This window comes from Flavobacterium sp. (genome assembly GCF_027531905.1).
Lineage (GTDB): Bacteria > Bacteroidota > Bacteroidia > Flavobacteriales > Flavobacteriaceae > Flavobacterium.
The window spans coordinates 40,932-67,088 of the sequence record NZ_JAPZSU010000020.1 but is presented as its reverse complement, the minus strand read 5'-3'; the positions used below and the strand labels follow the sequence as shown (position 1 = coordinate 67,088).

The 26,157-nt window shown below is 36.8% G+C and carries 15 protein-coding genes; 5 read left to right on the top strand and 10 right to left on the bottom strand.

Features of this window, described 5'->3' with window-relative positions:
• The first annotated feature begins 285 nt into the window (after nucleotides 1–285).
• The 4 genes from O9307_RS06310 to O9307_RS06295 all read left to right on the top strand — a co-directional run bounded on the left by O9307_RS06310 (nucleotide 286) and on the right by O9307_RS06295 (nucleotide 3,886).
• Entirely contained in the window at nucleotides 286–1,215 is a 930-nt protein-coding gene (locus O9307_RS06310; RefSeq protein ID WP_298296516.1) for a bifunctional riboflavin kinase/FAD synthetase, read from the top strand.
• Nucleotides 1,216–1,330: 115 nt separating this feature from the next.
• The gene (locus tag O9307_RS06305) at nucleotides 1,331–1,771 is read left to right on the top strand and encodes a hypothetical protein (protein WP_298296513.1); all 441 of its coding nucleotides are present in this window, start codon (nucleotides 1,331–1,333) and stop codon (nucleotides 1,769–1,771) included.
• 84 nt (nucleotides 1,772–1,855) lie between these two features.
• Nucleotides 1,856–2,941: a biotin synthase BioB gene (gene bioB, locus O9307_RS06300; RefSeq protein WP_298296510.1), complete on the top strand. Its 1,086-nt coding sequence runs from the start codon at nucleotides 1,856–1,858 to the stop codon at nucleotides 2,939–2,941.
• An 87-nt stretch (nucleotides 2,942–3,028) separates the two neighbouring features.
• A complete protein-coding gene (locus tag O9307_RS06295; RefSeq protein ID WP_298296507.1) occupies nucleotides 3,029–3,886 on the top strand; it encodes a cupin-like domain-containing protein in 858 nt (285 codons plus the stop codon).
• A 192-nt stretch (nucleotides 3,887–4,078) separates the two neighbouring features.
• Here O9307_RS06295 and O9307_RS06290 read toward each other — a convergent pair whose 3' ends face one another.
• The 3 genes from O9307_RS06290 to O9307_RS06280 form a co-directional block, all read right to left on the bottom strand.
• Nucleotides 4,079–7,960: a T9SS sorting signal type C domain-containing protein gene (locus tag O9307_RS06290; RefSeq protein ID WP_298296503.1), complete on the bottom strand. Its 3,882-nt coding sequence runs from the start codon at nucleotides 7,958–7,960 to the stop codon at nucleotides 4,079–4,081.
• 206 nt (nucleotides 7,961–8,166) lie between these two features.
• Nucleotides 8,167–13,134 carry a T9SS sorting signal type C domain-containing protein gene (locus tag O9307_RS06285; RefSeq protein ID WP_298296501.1) on the bottom strand — a complete coding sequence of 1,656 codons (4,968 nt, stop codon included), beginning with the start codon at nucleotides 13,132–13,134 and terminating at the stop codon, nucleotides 8,167–8,169.
• Between the two features lie 332 nt (nucleotides 13,135–13,466).
• On the bottom strand, nucleotides 13,467–17,852 hold the full coding sequence (locus O9307_RS06280) for a T9SS sorting signal type C domain-containing protein (RefSeq protein ID WP_298296498.1): 4,386 nt from the start codon (nucleotides 17,850–17,852) through the stop codon (nucleotides 13,467–13,469).
• Nucleotides 17,853–18,093: 241 nt separating this feature from the next.
• Between O9307_RS06280 and O9307_RS06275 the strand changes: the two genes are divergently transcribed.
• The gene (locus O9307_RS06275) at nucleotides 18,094–18,588 is read left to right on the top strand and encodes a regulatory protein RecX (protein ID WP_298296495.1); all 495 of its coding nucleotides are present in this window, start codon (nucleotides 18,094–18,096) and stop codon (nucleotides 18,586–18,588) included.
• 929 nt (nucleotides 18,589–19,517) lie between these two features.
• Here the strand turns inward: O9307_RS06275 and O9307_RS06270 are convergent.
• From O9307_RS06270 to O9307_RS06240, 7 genes are all read right to left on the bottom strand, one after another.
• A complete protein-coding gene (locus tag O9307_RS06270) occupies nucleotides 19,518–20,729 on the bottom strand; it encodes a beta-ketoacyl synthase N-terminal-like domain-containing protein (protein ID WP_298296493.1) in 1,212 nt (403 codons plus the stop codon).
• Between the two features lie 457 nt (nucleotides 20,730–21,186).
• Nucleotides 21,187–22,458: an adenosylmethionine--8-amino-7-oxononanoate transaminase gene (bioA, locus tag O9307_RS06265; protein ID WP_298296533.1), complete on the bottom strand. Its 1,272-nt coding sequence runs from the start codon at nucleotides 22,456–22,458 to the stop codon at nucleotides 21,187–21,189.
• 35 nt (nucleotides 22,459–22,493) lie between these two features.
• Nucleotides 22,494–23,111, bottom strand: a complete 618-nt coding sequence (gene bioD / locus O9307_RS06260) for a dethiobiotin synthase (protein WP_298296490.1) — start codon at nucleotides 23,109–23,111, stop codon at nucleotides 22,494–22,496.
• A 157-nt stretch (nucleotides 23,112–23,268) separates the two neighbouring features.
• Nucleotides 23,269–23,391 (bottom strand): GxxExxY protein, encoded by a 123-nt coding sequence (locus tag O9307_RS06255; protein WP_298296487.1) that lies wholly within the window; start codon nucleotides 23,389–23,391, stop codon nucleotides 23,269–23,271.
• Between the two features lie 420 nt (nucleotides 23,392–23,811).
• Nucleotides 23,812–24,417 (bottom strand): hypothetical protein, encoded by a 606-nt coding sequence (locus tag O9307_RS06250; RefSeq protein WP_298296484.1) that lies wholly within the window; start codon nucleotides 24,415–24,417, stop codon nucleotides 23,812–23,814.
• Nucleotides 24,407–24,910: an RNA polymerase sigma factor gene (locus tag O9307_RS06245; protein WP_298296481.1), complete on the bottom strand. Its 504-nt coding sequence runs from the start codon at nucleotides 24,908–24,910 to the stop codon at nucleotides 24,407–24,409. Before O9307_RS06245 ends, O9307_RS06250 begins: the two co-directional genes overlap by 11 nt.
• Before the next feature lie 7 nt (nucleotides 24,911–24,917).
• Nucleotides 24,918–25,778 (bottom strand): TraB/GumN family protein, encoded by an 861-nt coding sequence (locus tag O9307_RS06240; protein ID WP_298296478.1) that lies wholly within the window; start codon nucleotides 25,776–25,778, stop codon nucleotides 24,918–24,920.
• Nucleotides 25,779–26,157 lie beyond the last annotated feature (379 nt).

The following is a 26,157-nucleotide window of genomic DNA, read 5'->3' as shown; positions in this document are numbered from 1 at the left end:
TTTTTATCTTAAAAATAAAAATTTGTTGTATTTTTTTTCTAAAAAGATAAACAAAAATTACAAATAAAATGTCACCTCTTAACATTATTCAACAAAATTAGAGTAAAAAAACAAGAACCTCAATGCTAGAAACACTCTAAAATTATTCAAATTAAGAATATAAAAGAGTTGTATCCCATTAGTGACTTGAAGTAATAGCTGCTTTGGTTATTTTGAAAATGATACTCTTTCTGTTGTTTCTTTTAAAATAGATAGTATAAATTTGCAACTTTTAAATTAGTCATTTTGAAGATTTTTCACTCCATAAGCGAATTTGTTGCTACCAAAAAAACGATACTAACTTTAGGTACTTTTGATGGCGTTCATTTTGGACACAAAACCATATTAAACAAAGTAACCCAAAGCACCTTACATGGGACTTATGAAAGTGTAGTCCTAACTTTTTTTCCACACCCCAGAATGGTGCTTCAAGAAAAATCAGATATTAAATTACTCAATACGATTGCTGAAAAAATTGAATTATTAGAGCAATTGGGTATAGAAAATTTGGTGATACACCCTTTTGACACCACTTTTTCTAAATTAACTGCCGAAGAATTTGTTAGAGATATCTTAGTCAATCGCTTTAATATTCAAAAAATTATCATTGGTTACGACCATCGTTTTGGAAGAAACAGAACCGCTAACATTAATGATTTAATCACGTATGGCAAAATCTATAATTTTGAGGTAGAACAAATTACTGCGCAAGAAATAAATGCTATTTCGGTAAGTTCAACCAAAATAAGAAATGCTATTTTGGAAGGCGACTTAACATTAGCTGCGACTTACTTAGGCTATCCTTATCCCATTTCTGGAAAAGTTGTTAAAGGAAAGCAATTAGGAAGAACTATTGGCTTCCCCACTGCCAACATTGCCATTGCTGAAGATTTTAAACTAATACCAAAAAATGGGGTGTATGTAGTAAAAAGCCACATCAATCACCAAACCATTTATGGCATGATGAATATTGGTTTTAATCCAACTGTGGGTGGCGAAAAACAGAGCATAGAAGTCCATTTTTTGGATTTTGACAAAGATGTATACCACCGAGAACTTACCATTTCTATTCTACATCGCTTGCGTTGGGAACATAAATTTCAAACTATTGATTTACTAAAAGCCCAGTTAGCGCAAGACGAAAGTGATTCAAGAGACTATATAGCGCGTTTATAATTTGGTTAACAAAAGTTAATCTTGGATAAAATAAATTTTCAATTCATTTTTTTAGTAACTTTATTGGTAAATAATTCATTTTCAATATTATAATTAACCACTAAAAAACTATATTATGAAACTTTCAAGAGAATTTCAAAACGGCTTTCTTATTTTCCTTGGGATAGCTATCTATTTTTTGGTCATGAATGTTATCGGTTTATCAGATGTGTTCTATCTGCGTTTATTCAACACCCTTTTTGTATTGTATGGAGTAAATCGCACCATAATGATGAATGTCCATGATGGGCAGGTTCTACTTGCCAACAATGCGAAATCGGCTATGAAAACTTCATTAATTGGCGTTTTTTTGAGTATCATCGGATTAATTATTTATAGTTACCTGCAGGGCGGAGACGAATTTGTACAATCACTATCCAAAACCTTTCTTTTTGGTGGCAACCCTTCCGTAATGACATATAGTATTTGCTTACTCTTTGAAGGCATTGCCTCAACCGTTGTTGTTACTATGCTGCTTTTATTGTATTGGAATAATCGCATGGTAACGGATTCCTAGTCGCCAAATAAAAAAAGCTTTTAGTGGACTCAAATTGCTACTTCAAAACAATTTGATTACTTTTGTCGCACTAAAAATGCATCTATGAGCAGTACAAAACACAATTGGACCAAAGAAGAAATCATTGCCATATATAATAAACCCTTAATGGATTTGCTATATGAAGCAGCATCTATTCATAGAACCAATCATGATCCAAATGTGGTTCAAGTTTCAACTTTGTTATCTATAAAAACGGGGGGTTGTCCTGAAGATTGTGGCTATTGCCCACAAGCCGCAAGATACCACACCGAAATAGAAGGTAATGATTTGATGTCTGTAAGTCAAGTGAAAGCACAGGCCTTGAGAGCCAAATCAGGAGGGTCCTCAAGAGTTTGCATGGGAGCGGCTTGGCGAAATGTAAAAGACGGACCAGAATTTGATCAAGTATTGGAAATGGTTCGTACGATCAATAAATTAGACATGGAAGTATGCTGTACTTTAGGGATGCTTACCGAAAATCAAGCCAAACGTTTAGCGGAAGCTGGTTTATATGCTTACAATCACAACTTAGACACCTCAGAAGAATATTACAAAGAAGTAATTTCAACGCGTGGTTTTGAAGACCGTTTACAAACTATAGAAAATGTTCGTAAAACCAATGTAACCGTTTGTAGTGGAGGGATTATTGGAATGGGAGAAAGTATCGAAGACCGCGCTGGAATGTTGGTAGCACTTTCTACCTTGAATCCTCAACCGGAATCTGTGCCAATTAATGCACTTGTTGCCGTTGAAGGAACCCCAATGGAAGAAGAAAAACCAGTGGAGATTTGGGAAATGATTCGAATGGTAGCCACTACTAGAATTGTAATGCCGGAAACTCAAGTGCGTTTATCTGCCGGTAGAATGAACATGAGTAGAGAAGGACAAGCTTTGTGTTTCTTTGCGGGAGCCAATTCTATCTTTGCAGGAGACAAATTGCTAACCACCCCAAATCCAGATGTAAATGAAGATATGAAAATGTTTGAAATGCTTGGCTTAACTCCACAAAAACCATTCATTAAAATCATGCAGCCCGAAACCGTTGAAGCAGAAAATTCAAAATTTACTGCTCTTGGTGAAAAACCAAAATGGTCTAGACCAGGTCACACGATCGAAAAAAACATAGAAGCTTCTCTTAAGAATAAGTGAAAATATTTTACCATAAATTAAAGCTTTATTAACTTTGCTCTTAGCCTAAAAACTAAGAGCTTTTTTTTTAATTTTTAATTTCCATCTATGAAACTGAATCTTACTGAAATTGAACGTGTTGAAACCATTTCGAAAGAGGATTTTTATACTCAATACATTAAAAAACAAAAGCCCGTAGTTATCCAAAAATTGACCCAAGATTGGCCTGCATACGAAAAGTGGAATCTCAATTATATAAAAACGATCGCAGGGGACAAAATCGTTCCCTTATACGATGATCGCCCAGTATCGCATAAAGACGGATTCAATGCAGCTCATGCTAGCATGAAAATGGCCGATTATATTGATCTATTGCAATCAAAACCCACAAATTATCGTATTTTTTTATACGAATTAATGAAAGAAGTACCCATACTTCAAAATGATTTTAAATGGCCTAATATAGGACTTCGTTTGGTCAAACAATTGCCTATGTTGTTTTTTGGAGGCGAAAACTCTAAAGTTTTTATGCATTATGATATTGACTATTCCAATATTCTACATTTCCATTTTCATGGTAAAAAGCAATGCATGCTATTTGCCCCTGATCAAACCCCTTATTTATATAAAGTGCCTCATGCTTTAATCACAAGAGAAGATATTGATTTTGATAATCCAGATTTTGAAAAATTCCCAGCCTTAAAAAAAGCGCAAGGACTCATCACAACATTAAATCACGGAGAAATGCTTTATATGCCTGAAGGCTATTGGCACTACATGAAGTATCAAACTCCTGGTTTTTCTATGAGTTTACGAGCCTTCCCAAGAAGAATTTCTAATTTATCCAAAGCTGTTTATAATGTTTTTATCATGCGCTATTTTGATACTGCCATGCGAAAAATAAAAGGGCAAGCATGGATTGATTATAAAAATAAAAAAGCCTTAAAAGACACCGAAAAAATTTAACCGCAAAGACACAAAGACGCAAAGTTATACAGTATTGCTTTATGTTTCTTAGTGCTTTCTTTGTGGTGCTTTATGGAAAAAATTAAATCGGATAAAGTTGAAACAGTTAACCAATTAACCAATCTAACTGTAAAAGAAAAAGCCTTTCAAAGCACTATAGCCTCTGAAAGGGTTTTTAGTTAAAAGCTTTCTTTAGTAAATAATCTTCTTGTTACTGATGGCTCCGTTGGCCAACCTGGTTTTTACAATGAAAGTTTGTTCACTGGAAAGCAAAGTCGAAATCGACCATTCTTTTGCATTAATTTTAGATTTATCGTAAACTTTCCGACCTAACAAATCAAACACCTGTACTTGTACTATCGCTTCTTTCGAGGACGTAAGGTTGATTTTTCTGTTTTTCACACTTATAATTAATGCCTTATTCACTAATTCATTATCATGGGTGTCTAATGTTTTATTAGTATACTTCAATAAAAATCGGTCATTTTCCACCCCATTTATGGCGGTAAAGGTGTACTTCCCTTTGGTCAACTCATGAAGGGTGTTGTTTTTTTTATCCTCCAACCAAATCTCTTGTCTCGCCAAAGCCCCGTCTCTGTTGTCAATGCTGATGTCATAGGAACCAGCAATAGTACTCCGATACCCCAAAGGCACTATATCAGTTGCTTCAAAGGGCAAGGCACGTCCTTGAATACTCAGGTTTCTCCCTTGGTTGATGCTATAAAAATCTACAAATTCATGCCCATCAAAACTCGGCCCGTCATACAAATTATCCCAATCGTTGGTTGCGCCTGTAATGTAGCCAACTAACAATTGTTTGAAAGCGCCTCCACTATTGGTCATGTTCAACCAAATGCGGTTTTTTTCGATAGCTGCTGTTTCTTTGACTGTTGCTTGTTTGAAAAATTGAGTGTTTTGACCAATTACTCGCATACTATTTTTAAATTCAAACTTACTATTAACTGGAATACTGGACGTTGTCCCCACAAAAAAGGATTGACCAGATGCAATCTTACCCGATGGAATTGGACCTCCTGATACGGCGGCATCTTTTACCGCTCCTGTACCTCCTGTACGGTTATAAGTTGCGTAATCATCAGCTACATAAATATAATTTGAACCACTTTGTTGAATAGGCGTATTATGTGTCCAAAAATACAAAGCACCATAAATAATCCTTGCATTATTCTCATCAGTCATAAACAAATCAGCATCAATGGCTGAAGGATATGGATTTCCTATCAAATTGTATTGATCACTTCCCACCGGAAAACGATATGTTCCATTATTCGGAATTCCTATAAAAACAGCTTGATAAACTGAAGGCAGCGTGGTAGAAAAATCTTGTGGACCTCTAATAATATAGCCCCTTCCGATGGTCATTACCGCAGAAGGCAATTCCTCTTTCCAGTCATTAGCTGCCCCATCAAAAGAGAAAAATTTATCAAAAAGTGTCAATGGTGAGACATCGATTAGTTTCTGATTTTGCACAGGACTCGACCAATAAGTATAATCCATTTTCCGAATTGGAGTCGTATTTCTTTTCATTTGCAATACCCCAGAATTACTACTCTGATCATCTAATTGATGCAAACTTGCCTCATTTTCAAGTATCAAAAGTCCGCTCCCGTCATATTGGTATCGCAAAGCTAAAGTATTTCCAGCGTTGACTTTTACTTCAAAACCTGAAGCAATCGAACAATTGCAAGCATAGGTAGTGTTGACAATGGCAAAATGATCCTCAAAAAGCAATTCTTTCCCCGGAGTTGGCGCACCATTAGTCCAAGTTCCAGCTATTCTTTTGGTTTGGTCTACACACAACATGAGTCTAGCAATTCGATGTTTCGTAATTCCAGAAACTGAATTGAAGGTACCTCCAATCAACACTTTTTCATCTGAAGTTAAAGCCATGGTAGAAAGTGTACCATTCAAATTGACCAAAAAACTTCCGTCAACAGTACCATTCGCTTGTAAGCGAAGCATCCTTTTGACTGTCGCTCCATTGTAAGTTCCAGAAAATGTGCCTCCAAGTAGCAGTCTACCATTCGGCTGAATCAAAATATCACGAACCGTTCCGTTACTGAATCCTGATCCTATACTGAAACTAGTATCTAAACTATCATCAGAATTTAGGCGAACGATTCTTCGTCTTGCATTTCCATTAAAAGCAGCAAAAGAACCTCCGACCATAATTTTGCCATCGGGTTGAACCGCTAAGCTATAAACGGCAGCATCAAACCCAGTTCCGATCGAAAAACTAGTATCTATGCTCCCATCAGCGTTTAATCGAATGATTCTGCGAGCAGAAATTCCGTTAAACATCGTAAAATGCCCACCTACTATTATTTTACCATCCGATTGCAAAGCTATGGTTTCGACTATCCCATCTTCGGCACCAGAACCCGAAATAAAACTTGAATCTAAACTGCCATCAGGAAATAAACGCGCAATTTTTACAGCAGGAATTCCATTGTAAGTAGAAAAATTACCCACGATGATAATTTTTCCATCCGACTGAATCGCTACTCCATACACTTGTCCGTTGCACCCTGATCCAATATTAAACGAAGCATCAACACTACCATTAGCTAATAATCGAGCAATTCGATTAACAGCTATTCCATTAAACGAAGTAAAATTACCGACAATGATTATTTTTCCATCGGATTGTACCGTTGCATTTCGAATAGTAGCATTAGCTCCTTGACCAGAGCCATTAAAACTGATATCCATTTCGCCTGCTTCGTTGAGTTTAGTGATTCTAGGAGCGACTCCACCATTAAATTGTGTAAAATTCCCAACAACTATTACACTTTTGTCTGATAGCGGAAGTAATTTTGAAACGCTGTTGTTCAGCCCCACTCCCGAAGTTAGATATCCAATATCCAAAGCGCCTTGCGTATCAATCTTGGCTAATTTCCCTTGATTTTGATCATCAAAAATGGAGAAAGAACCTCCGACAAACCAAGAAGTATCCATCAAGTATTCTAAGGCAAAAACACTGGCAGAAGCTGGACCATTACCCATATCAAATGCGGTATTTATGCTACCATTTGGATTGAAAAGTTGCACTCTATTGACTGCTACTCCATTATAAGTTCCCGAGAAAGAACCACCCAACATAAGTTCTCCACTAGAATTAATCAAAATAGTCTCAACTGCCCCCAAACTAAATCCTGTGCCAGAAACAAAAGAAGAATCTACAGATCCGTCGGTGTTTACTCTTACAATTCGATTGGCTACATTTCCGTTATAAGAGGTAAATGAACCTCCCAAAATGATTTTACCATCGGTTTGAATGCCTATGGCATTGACGTTATTGTTAAAGCCAAGCCCACTTGTAAAACTAGTATCCAAACTACCATCGGCCTTCAATCGAGCAATTTTACCAACACTAACACCGTTGAATACATCAAAATCTCCTCCAATAATAATTTTTCCATCGGATTGAAGTTCAACTTTTTCTATCAAACCCGAAGCTCCTGTTCCAATCGCAAAAGTAGTATCCACTGTTCCATTACCTAAAATTTTCACAATTCTATTGGTAGTAGTTCCATTAAAATTCGTAAAACTTCCCACCAAAAAAATACTCCCATCGGGATGTAACGTCATATCGTATATGATATTATTGGTGGCGCCAAGCGAAGACGAGAATGAAGCATCACGAGTTCCATCTGAATTCAAGCGGACTAAACGTCCCACTGTTGCACCATTGAATTGGGTAAAAGATCCAGCTACCACGATTTTACCATCAGGTTGCAGTAGACAAGCATAAACTTTATTATTGAAACCTGTTCCTAAAGTAAAAGACACATCCTTAGATCCATCAGGCATTAACCGGCATAAATAAGGTGTTGCCATCCCATTAAAAGTTAGAAAATCCCCACCAACTATCAACTTCCCATCGGATTGAACGGCTAAAGTTCTAACGGTATTATCAAAACCATCCCCTAAAAGACCATCGTCGTAGGTGTTAAAGGTAGGATCAACTTTTCCTTGTTGACCAAAAACTGGAATACAACCAAAACTAAGAACTAAAAACAAGAGCAACGTATTCTTTATTTTCAAAGGCATAAAATTAAAATTAGAGCACTATTAGTATTTTTATAAATTAACAGTATTTGTTGTAATAAAAATATTAAGTTGCATTCTAATAGACAATACCCAGATTTAGTGATATTTAAGAAAAATATTTCATGTTAAAACTAAACCCTTTCAAAGTAAAAAAACCTTTCAAAGTCAAGTACTCTGAAAGGGTTTACAATTAAACAGTTATTTTTTTAATAAATAATCTTCTTATTGCTGATGGCGCCGTTGGCCAAAGTAGTTTTTACAATCAAGATTTGATTACTCAAAGATAAATTCGAAAGGGTCCATTCTTGAGTGTTGATTTTCGATTTGTCGTACACTTTTCTTCCTAACAAATCAAAAACCTGTACTTGTGTTATCGCTTCTGCCGAGGACGTAACGGTGATTTTTTTATTTTTAACACTTACAATTAAAGCTTTATCCACCGGTTCATTATCATCTGTTCCTAAAGTTTTGTTGGTGTATTTCAAGACAAAGCGGTCGTTCTCTACTCCGTCTATTGCTATAAAAGTATATTTACCTTTGGTTAAATCATGCATGGTATTGGTCTTTTTGTCTTCCAACCAAATGGCTTGACCTGCCAAAGCGCCGTCTCTGTTGTCGATACTAATATTGAAAGTTCCTGCAATAGTACTGCGGTACCCCAAAGGCACTTCGTCTTTTTCAGAAAAGGGTAAAGCACGCCCTTGAACGGTCAGATTTTTTCCTTGGTTGACACTATAAAAATCGACAAACTCTTGCCCATCAAAAGTTAGTCCATCATATAAATTATCCCAATCGTTGGTCGCTCCAGTAATATAACCTACTAGCAATTGCTTAAACGCTCCACCGCTGTTGGTTAAATTCAACCAAATACGGTTTTTCTCGATAGTGGTTGTTTTTTTGGTATTGGTTACTTGTTTAAAAAACTGCGAATTGTTACCCGCCACACGCATGTTATTATTGAATACAAATTGAGTAGCAGTAGGTATGGCTTTGGATTCTACAAAAAAAGATTGACCAGCAGCAATTTTTCCAAGTGGTTTATTGGAAACCATTTCTTCATTTGGATCCATAACTCCATTACCATTGGCATCTACAAAATTTCCAACTCCAGTTCCGGTTCCACCAGTTAAGGTATAACTCGCATAATCATCAGCGGTATAAACATAGTCCGAGCCACTCTGCGCGATTGCAGTATTGTGCGTCCAAAAATACAACGCACCATCAATAATATTAACATTATCAATTATAAACTTATCCGCATCAATTGCTGATGGGTAAGGATTCCCAAGTAGATTCATTTGATTAGCACCAGCAATAAAGGAATAATTCCCATTGTTTGGAACGCCTTTGAAAGCTACTGGCTGTGCATAAGGCATGACAACTGTTTCTGGATAAGGTGCCCCATAAATCCCAGGTTTGGGCGTGCGGATAATGAATCCAACTCCAGGTTTCATTTCGCCGTCATCAAAAACCCAATCATTAGCCGAACCACTAAATCTAAAATACTTATCCCATAAGGTATTTGGGGATAATAATTTTGCCGTTTGCCCACTTACTGGCGAAGCCCAATACGTAAAATCAAAATTTTTCATTGGGGATGATTTACGACGGTATTCTATAGCTCCGGTATTCGTGGCATTTGTGGTTTGTACCAAGCTTGCGTTGTTTTCGAAAATTAACTGCCCGTTGGTCGTAACGGCATTCGTGATGGTCAAAGTAACTCCAGTGGGAACTGTTGCGATAACCCCGGAACTTATAGTCAATGCACAAGCCGTTAAATTCGAAGTAAAAGGAGAATTGGGTACTACTGTTGAGACTATAGCATTTTTTGTGGCATCTGGGATACCATTACTCCAAGAAGAACCATTCCATGTGGTACTTGAAGAATTTATAATAGGAACATTTATTGTTGGCAATGAAGTGCATCCTCTTGTTACAGTAAACGTATAATTACCTGCGGTCAATCCTGTAACCGTATAACTCGTTCCAGAACCTGAATACGCTGCAGTAGATGTACCTATTTGATTGATTGTCCAAGACCCTGAAGGCAAATTATTCAACACAACACTACCTGCTGATGAACAAGTAACATTTGTTATGGTGCCAACTGCGGGAGTACCAGGACTATCAAGAACAACCGTTTGATAACCTAGAGGCGTATTGACATTTGCACTTGTACTTCCATTACATCCAACGGCTCTTACTCGATAATAATAGGTACCAATACCTAAGCCTGTAACATTAAATGAAGTGACAAATCCAACATTTAAATTACTGTATCCTGAAACAAATGAGGTAAAACCACTTCCAGTTGAAACATCCAATCTATAACTTGTCGCCGAAGATACAGTATTCCAATTTGCCTTAAAACTAGAACAAGTAACTTCTGTCCCTGGAGTATATGTTGGCGCTGTTGGGGTACCAGTTGTGCCGGTAATTATGGTCACAACATTGGAGCTATACACACAGCCTGAAGAATTCACGGTAGTACCTTTTAAGTTTCTTCTATAATAAACTTGAGTCGCTGTCACGGGATTAGTACCGGGAACGATATAATCTTTACCTGTTGCGCTAGCAATATCTGTCCAATTAACATTGTCTGTTGAGGATTGCCATTGAAAGCTTACTGGTGGTATTTTATTATTGCTATTATCCTGCGTTGCTACACCAGATCCAGTTAAAAGAGTGTTTGTATTGACACATCTAATAGTCGTCCCCGCAGGAGTGATCGCATTTATAGTGCTTAACGTTGCAGCATCAACTGGAAAAATAGTAAAATCAGATACGTTTTCTCCACCCTTTTCATAAAAATCAAACTCCAATAAGCTGTTTCCTGTCAAAGAAACCAAAACATTCCTAAAATTACTTGGCCCTTGTTGCTCCCATGCATTAAAGACTAGAACTCCATCTATATATAATCGAACTCCATCGTCTCCTCTAACATTCACGAAATAACATCCTGCTGGATAGACCGCTGATGTAGTTTGCATTTTATATCGAACCGCAAAAGTATCCGTGCGAACCGTTTGTGAGGTGCCGCTAGCCGTAAAAGGGAAACAAGTATCGGTACCTCCATATCCTTGAACAAATGACCTTGTAGTACCTGAGACCGTATTTGCTTGTGTAAAATTCCCTAAATAATTAGCAAAAGCATTAGCGTCTGTTGGGGGTACTCCTACAGCATTAGAAAAATCATACACATGCCCTACCCATGAATTGGTTCCTGCTGCATTAGGATTGTCGATAGTATTATTACCACCGATAAATGTTGCCGTTAAAGTATCCGTATTGGCACTACTTTGGCAAATTGTGGGTGTAAATTCAATCCTCAAAACACCTGTAAACGAAGCCGTCCAATCCAAAGAGGCACTGGTAGTAGTGCTAGATGCTGAGAAATTGCTTAACGCAACAGCTGGTGTTGCATTATTATAAAGGGTTATTTTTTTTATTAAACCTATGTTGGTAGCGGTGGTTGCTATTCTGTATTGTAAACCTTGAATAACATTAAGCGTTACATATCTATTAAAAGGAACGGATGAAAAAGTAACGCCTCCAATATTTGGACTAGCTACCTCACGATTATAACAGATGCTTTGCGTGGCACCAAAAGAAGTGGTAGGTGGCAGTGTGCAAGTAAATTCATCTGCTCCCATATAAGGTTTAACACGATTCTCCCCATCTATATCTGTGACAACAGCTGCTAATGCAATACCTTGTAGCGATTCATTATTCAAAGTTTGCTGCAATCGTAAAGTTGTATTTGATACAAAATCTGGAGTTATATTTTTAGCATTAGCTTCTTTGGCTGTAGCAGATTTCCAATTCGCTAGCGTTGTTTTTAAATTCGAAGGAGTATAATAATCGCCCCAGGAACCAATATGCTGAGCAGAAACATAGTTGTTATAATCTAAATTCAGAAACTTACTCGTATCCATTCCAGCTGAGTAGAAAGCAACTCTGGTGCTTCCACTTGTTTGAGCGTTTATAAAAATATTATTACGTATATCTAATGCATTACAATTACTTTCTATATAAATGGGAGCAGATATCCCTGAAGTTTGATTCACTCCCAAACGAACGCTATTATAATATATCTTAGTATTATTAGCTCCATCTAGTATGATTCCAAAACCATTTTGTGTTGCTGTTCCTCCACCTCCAATTGAGGCTACATTTGAAACAACATTATTGGCTAATGTAATATTATTACCCGTTATATAAATCCCAAAAGCAGTTTTGGCGATACTACTTATCACATCACTAACTTGATTATTTGAAATGATCCCATTGTTCGCGGTTACCACTATTCCTCCTGCAAAAGGGAAATTTCCATAGGCAAGATTAGTCTCAGATAAATTAGACAAGATGTTATTGGCTATAATAAAATTTGAAGTTTTAGTTAAAACTATACCTGCAAAAGGCTTATTTACAGCATTTGTAGTAGTATTTGTAGTGTTACTAACCGTCCAATTAGCATTTCCTGTTTCATCTATTCCGTTCACATACAACAAATGCTTCACATCAACAAAGTTTACATTATTGACTGTTGTATTGGGATTATTAGCATTACTAGCCGTACTAATTGAAGAGCCTCCAGCAAAAATTCCTAAGGAAAAATCACTTACAGCTGAAAAATTCTGTTGTATGTTAAGATTTCTAACTTGATTGAACGAAGCCGTATTTCGTAACCAAAAAACAGTTTTTGGAGAAGTGTGCACTGTTGAGTTATTATAAACCGTCAATGCTTTGTTTACCGAGCCATTATTTCCATCAAAAACAACATAATCCGCACCATTCAAATCAATAACACTTGCTACTTCTGTTGCACCAGAATTGTTAGCTCGAATCAAAACTGTTTTACCTGTATTTGGTTTTATGGTTAACGTATTAACAGCACTAGCACCTGCAAAAGCATTGATAGTAATAGGAAATGATTCTGAAGCCGAATAAATAGCATCGTCTAACAAAAAAGTAACCGGACCCGAAACACCAGAGCTGTTAATTCTGGCTACAGCATTGGTAATCGTATTAAAGGGAGCAGGTTGTGACGCACCAATAATGTAATTGCCCGATAAGGCTTGACCTAGTCCAAAAAATGGTAAAAACAGTAAAAAAAACCATAAATTCCTAAAACATACTTCATTTATCCTTGCAAAAAATCCTGATTCAAACATGTAACCTTTTCTTAAATTTTATTTATCTCCTTTTTTAATCTTTTAAAAATCAATATCAAACTCAATAGTTTAAAAACGTAATGTGCCTAATTTTAGGGGTTTGCAAAATTATGGATAACAACTCTAAACTAAATATCATTTACAATAATATTAGCTATTATTAAACGTATTTTACTTTAAAAATTTCAGAAACAACTAATTTTCAGTGTCTTATGTTTATTAAGTATAAAAAACTTAAACAATAATAATCTGAATAAATTTACAAGCGAGCAAAAAAAACCCTTTCAAAATACTGGACTTTGAAAGGGTTTGTAAAAAATAAGATACTTTTTTTAGTAACTAATCTTCTTATTGCTGATGGCGCCGTTGGCCAAAGTAGTTTTTACAATCAAGATTTGATTACTCAAAGATAAATTCGAAAGGGTCCATTCTTGGGTGTTAATTTTCGATTTGTCGTACACTTTTCTTCCCAACAAATCAAAAACCTGTACTTGCGTGATCGCTTCTGCAGAAGACGTAACGGTGATTTTTTTATTTTTAACACTTACAATAAGAGCTTTATTCGCCAATTCATTATCCTCGGTACCTAAAGTTTTGTTGGTGTATTTCAATACAAAGCGGTCGTTCTCTACTCCGTCGATCACTATAAAAGTATATTTCCCTTTGGTTAAATCATGCATGGTGTTGGTCTTTTTGTCTTCCAACCAAATTTCTTGATTGGTCAAAGCACCATCTCTATTATCGATGCTGATGTCGAATGATCCAGCAATTGTACTTCGGTAACCCAAAGGCACTATATCAGTGTCTACGAATGGCAAAGTGCGTCCTTGAATGGTTAAGTTTTTTCCTTGGTTGACACTGTAGAAATCTACAAACTCTTGCCCATCAAATGTTGATCCATCATACAAATTATCCCAATCATTGGTAGCTCCCGTAATGTAACCCACTAACAATTGTTTGAAAGCACCGCCACTATTGGTTAAGTTCAACCAAATACGGTTTTTTTCTAATTTGGTTGACTTCTTAGTATTGACTTGTTTAAAAAACTGTGAATTGTTACCGGTTGCACGCATACTGTTATTGAACACAAATTGTGTAGCAGTGGGTGTAGGTTGCGATTCTACAAAAAACGATTGACCTGCAGCAATTTTTCCAATTGGTCTATTGGAAACCATTTCTTCATTTGGTTCCATAATTCCATTACCATTGGTATCTACAAAATTTCCTGTTCCTGTTCCACCAGTTAAGGTATAACTCGCATAATCATCGGCGGTATACACATAATCCGAACCACTTGGTGCAATAGCGGTATTATGTGTCCAGAAATACAATGCCCCATTGATAATACCACTATTGGCATTGATAAATTTATCCGCATCAATTGCCGATGGATACGGATTCCCTATCAAATTGAATTGACCTGCCCCTGCAGTAAAGGTATAATCCCCATTATTTGCAACCCCTTTGAAAGCCACTGGTTGTGCATAAGGCATGACAACTGTTTCTGGATAAGGTGACCCATAAATCCCAGGTTTGGGCGTGCGGATAATGAATCCAACTCCAGGTTTCATTTCGCCGTCATCAAAAACCCAATCATTAGCCGAACCACTAAATCTAAAATACTTATCCCATAAGGTATTTGGAGATAATAATTTTGCCGTTTGCCCACTTACCGGTGAAGCCCAATACGTAAAATCGAAGTTCTTCATCGGAGAAGAAGTGCGACGGTATTCTATAGCTCCAGTATTCGTGGCATTGGTGGTTTGCACCAAGCTTGCGTTGTTTTCGAAAATCAATTGCCCATTGGTTGTTACAGCATTTGTTATTGTTAACGTAACTCCTGAAGGAACTGTGGCAGTAACTCCTGTATTAATCGTTAAGGAACAACCTGTTAAATTAGCTGCAAAAGGAGAACCTAAGGAAGAAGCTATGATAATGTTTTTAGTAGCATCAGGTGCAATACTGCCAACCCATCCACTACCATTCCATGTGGCACTAGAAGCGTCAATGATGGGAACATTTGGTGTGCTAGCTGAAGTACAAGTTCCATTTTTTACCGTAAAGGTATAATCTCCAACCGCTAATCCTGTAACGGTATAACTCGTGCCTGATGAAGTATAACTTCCTGGCGCAGTTCCTGATTGGGTAATAGTCCAACCATTTTGCAAATCACTCAATACAACACTACCTGTAGTTGAAGAACAAGTAACATTTGTTATCGTGCCAACTGTAGGGGCTACTGGTAATGGATTTACCGTTATGGTTCCCGTCGCGTTTACTGCACCCGAACAACTTCCTGTTAACGGAATACTATAATTGAATGTCCCTGATTGTGTTGGAGTACCACTAATTGTAATGGCATTTGATGCCCAAGCAGCTGAAACACCAGTAGGCAAACCTGAAGGACTACCAATACTTGTAGTACCAATAGTAGTATGAGTTATAGGTGTCATTAAGGAATTTTGACACAAGGTAGGACTAGACGAAGCGGAACTTGCGGTTTTACCAACGGTTAAGCTAATTGCTTTCGTAGACGAACAGTTTGCATTAGTTACTATCATTGTTCCTGTATAGGTACCTGCGGGTGTTCCTGCGGGAACAACAATTCCTGTTAAACTGCCTCCAGTAGTAAATGCAGTACTACCCTGATCGGCTAAAGTATTCCAATCAATTCTATAGCTCGTTGGTGAATTAGTAGTGGCTGTATAAGCCATACTTGTGGTTTGAGCACCAACACTTTGGCAAACTGCTAAAACTACAGCAGGTGTTGCTGTAGTCGTAATCGTTGGCCCATTTGTTCTATTAATATTAACATAAGTAGTAGAAGATGAAATACAACCTCCAGCTGTTGTTACAGTAACTGTAGCTTCATTCAAACCATTATTTGTAAAAGTTGCAATTGGATTTTTAATGTTTGTTGCAGAAAATGTTACTCCAGCCGAACCTGTCCAAGAATACGTAACTCCAGTACTAGGCACATTTTCTACATCTAATTGCACAGGAGTTCCTGCACAAGAAGCTAAAGTATTAAAAACTCCTTTTGGAATTGTAGTCGCAGAAGGAGTCACTTGACTCGAAGGCACTAAAACAATGTTGTCTATAATCGTACCAAGTGTACTAGAACCACTTAAACTATTAAAAAACTCAATTGCAATAGAAGTACTTGAAGGTGTAAAAGTAAAAGTTTCTGTAGAAGGGATATTACTTGTGGTAGTAAAAATGGTAGACACTGGTGTAGTCCCGCCAATGACTTTAACATCTACAGCACCAGGACTTGTAGCTCCTCCCCTTAGTGCATAGACAAAACTTAAGGTATAAGAAACACCTGGTGTTACTGTTACCGTTTGTCTTAGTGACGCTTCACTATCTAATTCAGCGGTAGAACCAGGATTACCGGTACTAAAATAAATATTTTCAGGATTAGTCTCAACATAGCGACCTTTAGTAGTTGCAAATGTCCATCCTGTTCCTCCATTAGCAAAATCTCCATTTGTAATTAAGTTGTTGATACATGGAGTAATTGCTATCTGATCAGAGGATGTACAGCTGCCATTGGTAATGGTCCAACTCAATACAAAAGATCCTGATACTGAAGGTGTAAATATAGCAGCAGGATTAGAAACATTACTAAATTGAGTGAGTGAGGTATTTGGCCCACTAATTATTGACCAAGCTCCAGTCCCTACAGTTGGCGTATTTGCTGATAAAGTATAAGAAGTTGAATTACCTGATTGATCTACACCAGCATTGGAAGATGTAGGAGCAGGATTAACTGTAAAAGTACTAGCGCTTGTAGCTGTACCACTTGCTTTAGTAACTGTTACTAATCCGGTGGTACCAGATCCTACAACTGCAACTATTTGAGTCGAAGAAATTGAAGTAATTGAAGCTACTGGTGTACCACCAATCCTAACATTCGCGGCAGTTGCACCAGTTAATCTTGTGCCATTTATAATAATCGTTGAACCTGCACAACCATTTGTTGAACTTAAACTAGTAATGGTTGGAGGAACTGGCGTCCATTTGTAAGTTAAACCATTTGTTGGAAGTTCCCCAGCATCATTTCCCGTATTACAAATTGCGTTATTAGCAGTTCCTGCTGTTGAAGAAGTCCAGTTATTCGTTACTATTCTATTATTAAAATCTGAATTATTTGCCCCTCTTAATCCAACTTCTGTTGCTCTATCGGTTGAAGAGGAGGTTCTACAATCACCATAAACTACTTGAATGGTGTTAGAAGTCTCATTTAATCTTATTTGAAAATTAAATGATTCAGTAGATGCTGCCCTATCAGCATATCGCTTCGCATTTGCCCACTGCACTACAAAAGTTCTATTGGGTGCTGTTCCAATTGTTTGATAAACAATACTAGCCCCACCATCAACTAAATCAATTGCCAAAGCACTTATCGCTCCTTGATAACCTCTAGTTGAGGATATAGGATTTCTAAACTGAGCTTCGGAAATTGTGGTACCAAATGTCAAATACCCATCAGAATTGACAGAACAAGTAGTATATTCAACCTCATTAAAATAAAAAGTGAAACCTAGTGGAATTGAGTTCGGGGTTACAGAATCATCCCAACTAACATTATGAGCAACAGTGCCTCCTGATAAAGATGCATAAGTTTCTATCGATTGTGAAAAAGTATAACTAGAAACTTGCCCAAATCCCAATTGAACCATCAACAAAACCGCAATAAGTAAAATTCTTTTCATAAAAAATGTTTAGTAATTTTATAACAAGCCTCTGTAAATAAACAACATAGCGTAATTCTACATAAATAAGCAAAGTCGCACAAAAGTAACCAATATTGATAAAAAAACAAGTAAACCCTTAATTTATAGTGGTTATAAATTCCATTTTACAATACCACCAGGCAAGCTTCAATTTAGACAGCTTTTTGTAGGTATAAAACGCTATTTTTGTAACAAAAGATCAAAAAACTTATTCATGCTAATGGCTACTTTTTATACCTTCCAACAAGCCCAACACAAAATAGAACACTATTGTACCTATCAAGAGCGCTGTCACGAAGAAGTGGTAACCAAATTGAGAAGCATGCGCTTAGAATCCCACGAAATCGACCAACTTATTGTGTATCTTATTGAACAGAACTTCTTGAATGAAGCGCGTTTCGCTTGTAGTTTCGCCCGTGGAAAACACCGCATCAAACACTGGGGAAAAATCCGCATTACCAACGAACTCAAAATGCGTCACATCAACAACACCTTGATTACACTTGCCTTAAAAGAAATCTCCCCTGAGGAATACTTGGAAACTTTTAATGCTTTAGCCGAAAGGAATTGGCAATCTATTGCAGAAAAAAATGCGCTTAAAAAAAGGAAAAAGTTTTGTGATTATATGCTTCGTCGTGGTTTTGAGAGCAACTTAGTTTATGAGAAAGTAAAGGAATTGGAGCTTGGGAACGCGGATGAGGCGGATTTTTTATAGTGCCTAAAATTTAACCGCTAAGTTCACAAGAAAAAAACATCGAAATCATCGAAGTTTTTTATAAATAGGCTATGTATTTTGAACCATATAAGGCAAATAAGGGCATATAAGTTTTCCTTCAGCGTTACAACAATTGCATTACTTTTACTTTGTGTGGCTTCTTCGTGTTTCTTTGTGGTAAAAAAATTTAACCGCAAAGAGCGCAAAGGATTACGCAAGGGACGCAAAGTTTTAAATAATTAATTCTTTAAAATCCGCGGAATCTGCGTGCAAAATTTAATCGCAAGGACGCAAAGGCGCAAAGTTCAACAACATTCCTTTGTGTAGCTTCGTGACTTCTTCGTGTTTCTTTGTGGTGAAAAACTTAACCGCAAAGTTCGCAAAGATTTACGCAAGGGACGCAAAGTTTTAAATAATTAATTCTTTAAAATCTGCGAAATCTGCGTGCAAAATTTAACCGCAAGGACGCAAAGGCGCAAAGTTCAACAGCATTCCTTTGTGTAGCTTCGTGACTTCTTCGTGTTTCTTTGTGGTGAAAAACTTAACCGCAAGAACGCAAAGATTTACGCAAGGGACGCAAAGTTTTAAATAATTAACTCTTTAAAATCTGCGGAATCTGCGTGCAAAATTTAACCGCAAGGACGCAAAGGCGCAAAGTTCAACAGCATTCCTTTGTGTAGCTTCGTGACTTCTTCGTGTTTCTTTGTGGTAAAATTTTAACCGCAAGGGCGCAAAGCTTTAAACAATTAACCGATTAAACCCATTTAAAATCCGTTTCATCAGTGAAATCCGTGGCAAAAATTTAACCGCAAAGGGCGCAAAGGATTACGCAAGGGGCGCAAAGCTTTAAACGATTAAACTTTTTAAAAATCCGTGAAATCTGTGGAATCTGTGTCTAAAATTTAACCGATTAAACAGTTAACCAAATTTTACAAACTCAACAACACCGAAACGGCATTGCCTCCAAAACCAACAGCGTTAACCAGCACTTTTTTCATAACCCTGTCAGAGTTTTGAACTCTGAAAGGGTTGGCGTCACTAAGAAAAGGCACTCCGATAAACTTGTTATGTTGCAGCATCAAAATGGCCATTTCAACACTTAAAATTCCGGAAGCACCAAACGTGTGGCCAATTTTCCATTTATTGGTAGTCAGTAATGGCAAATTTTTTCCAAACACTTTTTCAATCGCTCGGTACTCTGTCAAATCCCCTTTGATGGTACCTGGCGCATGCATTACAATAGCATCAACTTCAGACAAAGGTGTGTTTTGCAGAGCCATTGCCATCGACTTTTGAAAACAAATAGCTTCTGCCGAGATTGAAATATTATGTTCCAAAATTTCTGTAGCGTAACCTATGCCTTCAATAAAAGCCAAGGCGTTTTCCTTCTTTCCTAATTCTAAACAGCATACTGCCGCACCTTCACCCAAAACCATTGTGTTTTGCTTTTTATCCAAATCCAAAGCACGGTTGGGATAGTCACACTGAACTTGTTGAAGTGCGACAGGCTCATGATGACCCTCTTTGTTTTGAGTATAAATCTTCAAAGCACGCATTTGGCCTATCGTAAAATCAGTCAAGGGCGCTTCACTACCCCCTACCAAAAACTGATTTGCCATTCCCGCTCGCAACCAAGCGACTCCATTGAGTAAAGCATGCAAGGCAGTAGAACAAGTAATCGAATGCGAAATTTCGGGACCATTACTTTGCAAATCATGCGCCACCCAAGACGAAATATTCCCCAAAGTAGTCGTGGGAGAAGCTAAAGTTTGGGCTTTTCCCGTGGTTAAATATTCTTGAAAATGTTTTTCGAACAAATCGGTGGCACCTCGAGACGAGCCGATGTTGATACCAAAACTGCCTCCTTTTTGCCAACCTGCCTGCGCCAACGCTTTTCTTGCCGCGACCATAGCATACAACACCGACTTATCTAATGACTTGTACTTAATATCCGTTTGCTGTAATGCCAAAACTTCTTGTTGTGAAGCGGCATCCAAAGCAGCTACCCAAGTCTTTTGATGGTCTAAAAATTGCTCCGAAAAACAAGTTGAAGGATGTTGATAGTTTTCCCAAATGGTCTTCGGGTCATTGCCCAAAGGGGAAATAGAGGACAAAGCGGTTATAGAGATAATTTGTGACAAAATAGACAATTGTAATTTACCGCAAAGGTCGCAAAGAATTACACAAAGTCCACAAAATAATTAAAAATCTATACAAATTGATTTTAGCTATACGCATAAATGGAACGCGGATGACACGGATAAATAGATTGAAATTTGCACAGATTGAAATTGAAAGACTATCGTGATGGGAACACGGATGACACAGATAAAGCGGATGGACGCGGATTTTTTTTTGGTATTGAAGATGATAAACACAGATTGCACAGATTTATCTCAAAGAGTAAAACTTCGCGAACCTAGCGTAATCCTTTGCGTGCCTTGCGGTTAAAACTAGCAACCTGATTGGAACACGGATAACGCGGATTAATTTTACTAAAATAAAAATCTGTGGAAATCTGTGAAATCTGTGTCTTTTTCACCTCGAAGACACTACAGTTTTAATTTGTATCAATTCGTAAAAGTCGTGTTTAAAAAACTACACTATTTCCAAAGCACTCTCGACTACTTCATACACTTTTTGCAACTGTGCATCGGTAATTACGTAGGGCGGCAAAATGTAAACTATATTCCCAACTGGACGCAGAATTACTCCATTTTCAATAAAAAAATCATAGAGCCTATTGCGCAATGAGCCGTAATAACTAAAGCTGCTATTTGTCTTGATTTCCAAAGCGAAAATCACCCCAAAAACTCTAGTAGTGCTTACTTTTGGGTGTGTACCGATATACTTTTGAAAGTCCAAATGGCGTTGATGAATACGTTGAATGTTGGACTGCATCGTTTCGGTTTGCAACAATTCGATACTGGCTAGAGCAGCAGCGCAACCCGTTGGATTTGCCGTAAACGTATGCCCATGAAACAAGGCTTTATTGATATCATCATCATAAAAAGCATCAAAAATCGCTGTAGTGAAAGTCGTAATCGCCATAGGAATAGTGCCACCAGTCAAGGCTTTAGACAAACACATCATGTCTGGCAACGTTTTTAAATAATCGCAGGCAAAGTTTTTTCCGGTTTTCCCAAAACCCGTCATCACTTCATCGGCAATGGTCAATACTTGGTTTTCTTTGCAAATTTGAAGCAAGTTATCCAAAGCTTCAGGTGCATACATCACCATTCCTGCGGCACCTTGTATTAAGGGTTCAAAAATAAAAGCCGCACAATTTTTATCCGTAATTGCTTTTTGAAGAGCTGCTATACTTTCCGCTTCCTTTCCTTCCACTGGAACGGGAATCCGAACAACATCAATCATCATTCCTTGAAAAGCTTCGGTAAAGAAAGAAATCCCACTCGCCGCCATTGCTGCAAAGGTGTCGCCATGAAAAGCATCTTCAAAAGCAATAATCGTCGTTTTTGAAATTCCGTGGTTAAAGTTGTACTGTAAAGCCACTTTTATCGCAATTTCGACAGCGGTAGAACCATTATCCGAAAAAAAGAGTTTTTTCTGATTGCTAGGTAAGATTTCTACTAGTTTCTCGGATAAAACAACAGCGGGTTCGTGCGTAAAACCTCCAAAAAGTACGTGCTCTAAGGTAGTAAGTTGTTTATAAATCGCATCCGCAATAAAGCGATTCGAGTGGCCATAAGGATTGACCCACCACGAAGCAATGGCATCAATATATTCTTTACCACTTTCGTCCCACAACAACGCCGCTTCGCCACGGACAATTCCGACTGGTAAAGCCGCTGTTTTATGTTGAGTGTACGGATGCCAAAGGTGTTTCTGGTCTCTTTCTGTAAGCTTCATTGTTTGGGAAGAAGGAATATTTGCTGTATTCATAATTATAAACTCAATAATTGCTCTCGAAACAAATCGGCATATTCTGCGATGACATTCGTATCAAAATAGGGTTCTTGGTCAATTCGTCCAATACATTTCAATCCTGTTTTGCTTAAAATAATCGATTCGGTTGCTTGATTTTCATCTCCAGAAAAAACGATTCCAGCCACCGCAATGTTTCGGTTTTGCAACGCCTCGATAGTCAACAACGTATGATTGATACTCCCCAGATAATGACGGGAAACCACAATCACTTTATAATCGGGTTGAATCAAATCGGCAATCGTATCCGTTGTATTCAGAGGAACTAAAATTCCACCAGCGCCTTCTATTACTAGATGATTTTCGGTTACTGGCTCTTTAATTTGAGTTAAATCAATGGTGATTCCATCTATTTCTGCAGCATAATGCGGGCTCGCTGGAGTTTGCAAAGCATAACTGTTGGGATGAAAAACAGTTTTTTGATTGGACACGTAGGCCTTTACTTTATGACTATCGGAATTATCTAAATCTCCTGCCTGAATGGGTTTCCAATAATCGGCTTCTAAAGCTTGAGTAATGATAGCGGCTGCAACGGTTTTACCTACATCGGTACCAATTCCTGTAATAAATAATTTCATATGTGTAAATTTTATTTTTAAGCGGTCACATATGTTATGCTTCGCCAATTCACTTCGTTCGGGTCGCCTTTTTATATATGGGTGTTTGCTTGCGCAAACTTCTAGTTATTGGCGATTTCATATTCTAAATTGCCACGGATAAAACGGATGAAACCGATTATCGCTGATTTTTTAAATTAACTTTTCTATCGTTTATATATATAACACGTTTAAATTCTGGTTCTTCGCCGAAGTTCAGTAACAATCCAACTTCTATTTCTGTTGCTTTTAAATAGTTCATTAATGTTCATTCAACTAACTAAACTGAAATTCATTGAATTTGTGACAAAAATAAAGCACAAAACTTTATGTTTATTATTTTTTTAAAATCATAAGCCATTATCTTTTCCTTTTCTAGCAAAATCTTTGAAATTCAATTTAAAAACTTAAAAGTAATTTTAAACAATAGCCCTTTGATTGAAATTATTTTTCACCACATAGAAACATAGAATCTATAGTTATACAAAAGAAAAAATAGACGTTTTACTTTTCACATAGTATTACTATGCGTAAAATAGTATTATTTCTACCATATTCTTTCTATTATTTGTTTTTATCTATGCTTCTATGTGGTTATATTTTTATTTAAAGTTCGCAAAGAATTCACAAAGTCCACTATGATTCTAACACAAAAAAAGCAACCCGAAAGTTGCTTTACTATTTATTCTTCTTTTAACTCGTCTAAAACGGTTCGGATTTCTTTGGCGTATTTGCCGTAAAAAAAGTGCACCCACCATTCTAAAGCTACGCCCATAAACAACATACTAAACAAAACCGAAACAAACAGCGCTATACTATTGGTACTATCGGTAAATAATGTCGCGCCATTAGGCAATGTAAAATATAGAACCCCAACCAAAAACAAAATCATAAAGGGCGTTAAGGCAAACCCAAAGGTCTTGTAAAGTTCCATATTCAAGCGAATATCAAAATAGGTTTCGTATAAATTGTCTTTGGTATTCAAAGCTGTTTTGTTTAATCGTTTATAAAAAATAAACAACTTAATTAGATAATAAGCACTAACCGCTACAAACAAACTGAACAACAAATAAAAGGGAGTGATGGCTTGCTCTGGAAATCCATTTAAATAAGGCGCAAACCCTATAAGAACAATTGATACAATTTGATAAATTAATTCGTTTTTTAAGTTTTTCTTTATCTTATCCAGCGGTGTATTGGCTTGTTGCATTTTCTCTAATTGAGTGGGAACAACCACATTGCTTGTGTTTTCGTTGTTCCATGCTGATTGTATATCGTTAAAATCCATATCCTTGATTTTTTATAATTTCTTTTACTTTTTCTTTGGCTCTATTCAATTTCACTCTGGCATTTCCTTCTGAAATCCCGAGGTTTTCTCCAATTTCCCGATGAGAAAAACCTTCTAATTGGTAAAAAATAATAGCTTTATCAATTTTATCCAATTTTTGAACAGCTCGATAAAAATGGTCCAATTGACTTTCTTTTATATGTGAATCATCTTCCTCTTCTTTTACATTTTCCGAAGCAATTTCGTACTTGTCAACCTTTCGCTTTTCTTTCTTTAAAAATACTATTGCAGTATTAATGGCTACACGATACATCCAAGTAGAAAACTGACTTGCACCTTTAAAACTATCATTGGCTTTCCATAATTGGCAAATGATTTCTTGAAACAAATCTTCTTGGTCGTCACGGTTGTCCATATACATTTTGGAAACCTTGTACAAGATGCCTTTATGCTGCTCGATTCGGGATAAAAATTCTTGCTCTTTTGTCTTCAAAGTCAAATTAGTTGATTACAGGTTGTACCGTATATCCTGCCTTTTGTAATAATTGAATCACTCCTTTTTTTCCAGGCAAATGCGCAGCTCCTACGGCAAAAAACACACTTTCATTTTTCATCATCGCTGGCATATCTTTAAGCCAATTACTATTGCGATTATCTAACATTACAGGTTTGCTTTTCTCATCCATAAATTTAGGATCATTTACCAGTTCATAAATGGCCTTTAAATCTTCACTTTTATAGGTTTGAGTTAATAAATCGAAATATTTTTTGTCATAATTGCGCAACTGTTCAACCATTTCGTGAGGAGGAAAAGAAGCATCCATTGCAGCAATTTGAACCGCTAGTTTCTCCAAACCCAAAATCTCCATTTTACGTTTTTGAGCCATTTGAAAAAATTCTAATTCATATACTTTTGGAGGACAATCTAAAGATTTTATCATTATCAAACTCATCAAAGAAATCAAAGTAGTATGCTCAAATTGACTCACTCCTGCTCCCACTTTTTCTTTTAAAAGAATATCTAATTTTTTATAATCTTCAGGGGTCAGAAGCGTGCTCAAAGCTACTTTGCTTTCACCCATTTCTTGCATCGCTTTTAATTCTGATGGATCGTCAAAATCCAACTCTAAGGCTAATTTAGTTGATTTATCAAAGGCTTTTTTCACTTTTTCTTGGATGGCAAAATCACGTTCACACATCAGGTGTAAGGTCCCGTACAAATAAGAAGGACGTGCTAATCCGTTTCCTGAAATTTCCCATAATAAAGAATTTTCATTTGCTTTTTTGGTTTGTGCTTGTGTTGAAAAACCAAAGCTTGCAACGGTTACCAAACCTAAAATAAGCGTTTTACTTGTTTTCATGATTGTTGATTTTTTTGATTGATGATTAAAAACAATACCTAATTTATTTGATTACAACTCGTAAGTAATCAACAACTAAAAACGTTACAAACTTTTTTTATTTTTTTTCAAAAAACCCTGAAAACAAGAGACTTATGAAGTGTATTTTTTCTTTATTCAAACACGAATATCACTAATTGACACAAATATGCAGCTAACTTAACCGCAAGGTTCGCAAAGATTTACGCAAGGTTCACAAAGAAAGAACTTAAATGACCTTAAATGCCTTATATGGTAAAAAATATCCGTAAGGGTTTATGATTTGTGGTTCATCCAAAATGACTTAGTTAAAATTCAATTTAAAAAAACAAGCACATAAATTCTTTGGCATCAATAAAGC